Here is a 6,156-nt window from a genome sequence, read left to right on the forward strand (position 1 = left end):
TTTGTTTTGTTAATTAAATATTTTAACTTTATTAACGTTTATTTTATTTAACTAAAACAATAACCTCATGTCAATTAAAATTAAAGTTGTTGAAAAAGGCCAACCTGGCGTGGCAGGTGGCGGTATTAAAAAGTTTTATGCCAGTGCTACTACCAATGGTGAGATGACCTTAACCAAACTTACCAAACGTATTGAACAAACCAGTACAGTTAATGGAGCAGATATTAGAGCCGTGTTGTATGCTATGGTTGAAACTATGCAAGATGCCCTGGAAGATGGTCAAATTGTTCGTTTGGGCGATTTGGGTAGTTTACGCATTAGTGTAAGTAGTAACGGCGAAGAAACTGCCGAAGATGTTACTTCGCGTTCCATTAAAAGCGCAAAAACGGTATTTACGCCCGGTAAAAACCTAAAGAGCATGCTCAAGACTTTGGAGTATGAAAAGCAATCTTGAAAAGTAAGTTTTTAGCGCTCAAAAAAAACGTAATGAGGTTTTACCAAAAAACACACTACGTTTTTGTGAAAAACACACGTCTTTTTTTTAGAAACACGTGTGTTTTTTTAATGATGTAAGGCAGGTGTTGTAAGTGGTGGATTTATAGACAAGTATAACTAAACGAAATTATGAAGAAAATATTAGGGCTGGATTTGGGAACTACCTCAATAGGGTGGGCCTTTGTACACGAAGCAGAAAACGAAAATGAAGAATCGAAAATAATAAGGTTAGGAGTAAGGGTTAATCCTCTTACTACTGATGAGCAACAGGATTTTGAAAAAGGTAAAAGTATTACGGTTAATGCGGACAGAACATTAAAACGAGGAGCTAGAAGAAATCTGGATAGATACCAGCAAAGAAGGGATGGTTTAATTAAACAATTAATTGGAGCTGGGTTAATAAATGAAGAAACTATACTAACAGAGAATGGTAAGTTCACAACGCATCAAACACTTGAGTTAAGGGCAAAAGCAGCCACAGAGAGAATTGAAAAACAAGAGTTGGCCAGAGTTTTATTGACAATCAACAAAAAAAGAGGTTATAAGAGTAGTCGTAAAGCCAAGAGTGAGGATGAAGGTGCTGTGATTGATGGCATGGAAATAGCCAGGCGACTATATGAAAATAATGAGACACCAGGGCAATTTTGTATAGGGCTATTGGAAAAAGGTAAGAATGTTATGCCCGATTTTTATCGATCCGATTTAAAGGCCGAGTTTGATAAAATATGGACTTTTCAGAAGAAACATTATCCTGAGGTGTTGAGCGATGAGCTTTATAAAGCGATAGAAGGTCAGGGACAGCAAAATACACGCAAACGTTTTTTGGCTATTAAAGATATTTATACTGCCGAAAACAAAGGAACACGAGAAAGTAAAAAACTTACTGCTTATACGTGGAGAAGCCGGGCGGTAAATGAAAAGTTAGCTATAAGCGAGGTAGCGTATGTGCTGACCGAAATCAATAACGATTTAAATAAATCGAGCGGTTATCTTGGTGCTATTAGCGACCGTAGTAAAGAACTCTATTTTAATAATGAAACAGTTGGACAGAATTTATATCATCAGATACAGCGTAATCCACATACAAGATTAAAGAGCCAGGTGTTTTATCGCCAGGATTATTTAGACGAATTTGAAAGAATTTGGGAAACACAAAAACAATTTCATCCGGAATTGACCAATACTTTAAAGTCTGATATTAGGGATACGGTTATTTTTTATCAGCGCAGGTTGAAGTCGCAAAAAGGTCTCATTAGTTTTTGTGAGTTTGAAAGCAGGCAAGTTGAAGTTGAAATTGAAGGAAAAAGGAAAGTGAAAACAATAGGGATGCGTGTTGCACCCAAATCATCTCCTTTGTTTCAGGAGTTTAAAATATGGCAGATACTTGCCAATGTAGAAGCTAAGAATAAAGAATCCAAAGAGATACTTAGCCTTAACCAAGAGCAAAAACAATTGCTTTTTAATGAACTGAATATCAAGGGAAACCTAACAAAAGCACAGGCTCTTGCTTTGATAAGCGATAAACCTAAAGTGTGGGACTTAAACTATAAAACTCTTGAGGGTAACAAAACTAATCTGGCATTTTACGAAACATACCAATCTATCTTACGCCATGAAGGGAATGATAATATTGACTTTAACAAACTTAATGCATCAGAAATTAAAGATGCAGTTGCTTCCATTTTTTCTTCATTGGGTATAAACACAAAGATACTTGATTTTGATGCAGAACTGGACGGGAAAGCATTCGAGAATCAGGCTTTTTATCAGCTTTGGCATTTATTGTATTCCTACGAAGGCGATAATTCAAATACGGGTAATGATGCTTTATACAAAAAGCTGGAAGAGAAATTTGGGTTTAAAAAGGAACATGCTCAATATCTGATTAATGTTGATTTACAAGATGATTACGGAAGCTTATCTACCAAGGCTATCCGAAAAATATTTCCTTATATCAAGGAAAATAATTATAGCGAAGCATGTGCATTAGTGGGGTATAATCATTCTAATTCCTTGACAAAGGAAGAGAACGAAAAGCGAGATTTAAAGGATCGATTAGAATTGTTACCTAAGAATTCGCTGCGGAATCCTGTGGTGGAAAAAATATTGAATCAGATGGTTAATGTTATCAATGCCATTATTGATGATGAGGAACTTGGCAAACCGGATGAAATAAGGATTGAACTGGCAAGGGAGTTAAAGAAAAATGCCAAAGAGAGGGCAGAAATGACTCAGAATATCAATAGAGCCAAAATTGAACATGAGGCGATAAGAAAGAAGTTACAGAACGAATTTAATGTAGCCAATCCTACCAGAAATGATATTATTAGGTACAGACTTTACCAAGAGCTGAAAAGTGAAGGGTATAAAACACTTTATACCAATCAGTATATTTCACCTGAATTGCTTTTTTCTAAGGAAATAGACATTGAGCATATTATACCTAAAGCACGATTGTATGATGATAGCTTCTCTAATAAAACACTTGAATTCCGTCAGGCTAACATCGATAAAAGTGATGAAACAGCCTATGATTTTGTATTAGATAATTTTGGAGAAGATGCTTTGGTAAACTATAAAAAAAGGGTTGAGAATTTATATAAGCTAAACGAGATAAGTAAAGCTAAATACCAAAAGCTTTTAAAAACAAGTGATGAAATTGGAGAGGGCTTTATTGAACGAGATTTAAGGGAAAGCCAGTACATAGCCAAAAAAGCAAAAGAAATGCTGTTGGAGTTGTGCCGTACGGTGGTTGCTACAACAGGAAGTATTACCGATACCTTACGTGAAGATTGGGGACTGATAAATACGATGAAAGAACTGAACCTTGATAAATATAAAGCATTGGGTTTAACAGAAGTTCATGAAAACAGGGACGGTAAAAAGATTGACCGCATCATCGATTGGACTAAACGTAACGATCATCGTCATCATGCTATGGATGCGCTAACAGTAGCTTTTACAAAGCATAACCATATTCAATATTTAAACAATTTGCATGCCCGCAAAAACGAACATCATAAAAAGCATGGTAATATAATTGCTATTGAGAAAAAGGAGCTTAGTAGAGATGAGAATGGGAAAAAGAAATTTAATTTACCGATGCCTCACTTCCGCACCCAGGCCAGGAAGCATTTAAATAATATTCTTATTTCGCATAAGGCCAAAAACAAGGTGGTTACCCGAAATAAAAATAAGATTAAAGGGAGTGGAGTTGTACAAACCGCATTGACCCCACGCGGGCAGTTACATTTGGAAACGATTTATGGAAAGTCATTAAAATATGAAACTAAAGAAGTAGCTGTAGGTGCCAGGTTTGATACAAATACGATTGCAATGGTTGCCAATAAGGATTATCGGGAGGCTTTGTTGAAACGGTTGGTCGAAAATGGTAATGATCCTAAGAAAGCATTTGGTGGTAAAAATAGTCTTAAAAAAAATCCTGTTATATGTTCCAATAGCAAGCTTGTACCCGAAAAAGTTAAGCTGGTATGGCTAGGTAAGCAATATACAATCAGAAAAGATATTACCCCTGATTTAAAGATGGATAAAGTAATTGATAAAGGCATTCAGACTTTGTTGAAGAAAAGGCTTGAGCAGTTTTCCGGAAATCCAAAAGAAGCATTCTCGGACCTGGATAAAAATCCAATCTGGTTAAACAAAGAAAAAGGTATAGCCATAAAAAGAGTTACTATTTCAGGTATTAATAATGCCGAAGCCTTACATGTAAAAAATAACCATTTAGGTAAACCTGTTTTGGATAATAATGGCCAGCAGGTGCCTGTTGGCTTTGTTAATACAGGTAATAATCATCATGTGGCTATTTATAAAGATGAAAAAGGAAACCTGCAAGAAGAAGTAGTTTCGTTTTATGAGGCAGTTGCCCGTGTAAATGCAGGTGTCCCTATTATAAAAACAAAACATGAAAAAGGTTGGCAGTTTTTATTTACGATGAAACAAAACGAGATGTTTGTTTTTCCATCGGATGACTTTAATCCTAAAGAAATTGACTTGTTAAGTCCGGAAAACTATAGCCTTATAAGCCCTAATTTGTTTAGGGTGCAGAAGATTTCTACTAAGAATTATGTATTTAATCATCATTTAGAAACAAACGCAGTAAATAATGATACATTAAAAAACAAAAAGCTAAATCGAGTAACTTATAATTTTATACAGTCTCCAGCTAAATTGGATGGTTTAATTAAAGTTCGAATCAATCATTTAGGAAAAATAGTTCAAGTAGGTGAATAATTATATACTTAGCGGTTTCGCCAAAACTGGCGAAACCGCTAAAAATTAAAAATATAATAAGCGAACATTAAAAAACAAAATCATGCCTCCACGTAACTTTCGTATACCGATACAGGAAGAAAAGTTTTATCATATATGGAATCGGGGTAATAATCGTGAAAACTTGTTTTATAATAATGGCAACTACGAATATTTTCTCCGTTTGTATGCCGAAAAGTTGGACGATGTATTAGAAACGTATGCTTTTTGTTTATTGCCAAATCATTTTCATTTGTTGGTACGAACTAAGCTGTTTCGCTATCATAGCCAAACAGCTGCAAATATGAATCCGGTTAGTAATGCTTTTAAAAATTTTTTTGCAGCCTATTCGCAGGCTATTAATATTCAGCAAAAACGTACCGGTAGTTTGTTTCAAAAGCCTTTTAAACGTTTGGAAGTAAAAACAACAAAGCAGCTGGCTAATCTGGTTCATTATATACATATTAACCCACAGAAGCATGGTATATGCGGTGACTTTAGATATTATCCCTGGAGCAGTTACGAACGAATGTTGAAAAACAAGCCATCAAAACTTAAAAAAGAAGAGGTGGTAACTTGGTTTGGTCATAGTGATAATTATTTGCGATATCATGCCCGGGATGTTGATTTAGATGTGATAAAATATCTAATCATCGAATAAGTTCGAACATTTGTTTATCTAATGTTGTAATTCGTTAGTCAACTAAAATGTTTTATGTATCAACATATTAAAGCCTGGTTGTTTGTTGTGCGTATTGATTTATAGAACCTTAAATATGGAACTATGATTAAACGGACACTTTATTTTGGGAACCCTGCCTATTTGCATAAAAATAACCTACAGTTAAAAGTTCACGAACCAAAAACAAATAACGAACTTGGTTCTATTCCGATTGAAGATATAGGGGTAGTATTGCTCGACAATCCGCAAATTACATTAACCCATGCATTGATGTCTGCTTTGCTCGAACGAAATACGGCCATTATTAGTTGCGATAGCAAACATTTACCCACCGGGCTTATGTTGCCACTCGAAGGCAATACCCTGCAAAGTGAACGTTTTCGGTATCAGGTTGAAGCCAGTGAACCCTTAAAGAAAAACCTCTGGCAGCAAACAGTAAAGGCTAAGGTTGAAAATCAGGCAGCTCTCTTTCAGCGCTTTGCTATTGATAACAAAAGGCTAAAGGCCTTGGTCCCGCAAATTCAAAGCGGCGACCCCGACAATATTGAAGGGAGAGCCGCATCGGTGTATTGGAAAATATTGTTCGAAGAAGATGATTTTACCCGCAACCGCTTTGGAGAAGCTCCTAATGCGTGGAAATAACGGTGATGTTGACCCCTCCAACGGTCATATTGACCCCTCTTGGATTTGGGTAACCGAAAATGGTTAGT

Annotated in this window: 4 protein-coding genes; all 4 read left to right on the forward strand. The window is 35.8% G+C overall.

Annotated elements, in window-relative coordinates:
- Positions 1-67: 67 nt before the first annotated feature.
- The 4 genes from ACRD64_RS11095 (at position 68) to cas1 (ending at position 6,088) form a co-directional block, all read left to right on the forward strand.
- Entirely contained in the window at positions 68-454 is a 387-nt protein-coding gene (locus ACRD64_RS11095; protein ID WP_430933417.1) for an HU family DNA-binding protein, read from the forward strand.
- Between the two features lie 170 nt (positions 455-624).
- A complete protein-coding gene (gene cas9 / locus ACRD64_RS11100) occupies positions 625-4,746 on the forward strand; it encodes a type II CRISPR RNA-guided endonuclease Cas9 (protein ID WP_430933418.1) in 4,122 nt (1,373 codons plus the stop codon).
- Positions 4,747-4,828: 82 nt separating this feature from the next.
- Positions 4,829-5,425, forward strand: coding sequence for a transposase (locus ACRD64_RS11105; protein WP_430933419.1), 597 nt, complete (start codon positions 4,829-4,831; stop codon positions 5,423-5,425).
- A 123-nt stretch (positions 5,426-5,548) separates the two neighbouring features.
- Entirely contained in the window at positions 5,549-6,088 is a 540-nt protein-coding gene (cas1, locus tag ACRD64_RS11110; protein WP_430933420.1) for a type II CRISPR-associated endonuclease Cas1, read from the forward strand.
- The last annotated feature ends 68 nt before the right edge of the window (positions 6,089-6,156 follow it).

Origin of the sequence: Saccharicrinis sp. 156 (assembly GCF_050589685.1) — a bacterium.
Classification (GTDB): domain Bacteria; phylum Bacteroidota; class Bacteroidia; order Bacteroidales; family Marinilabiliaceae; genus Saccharicrinis.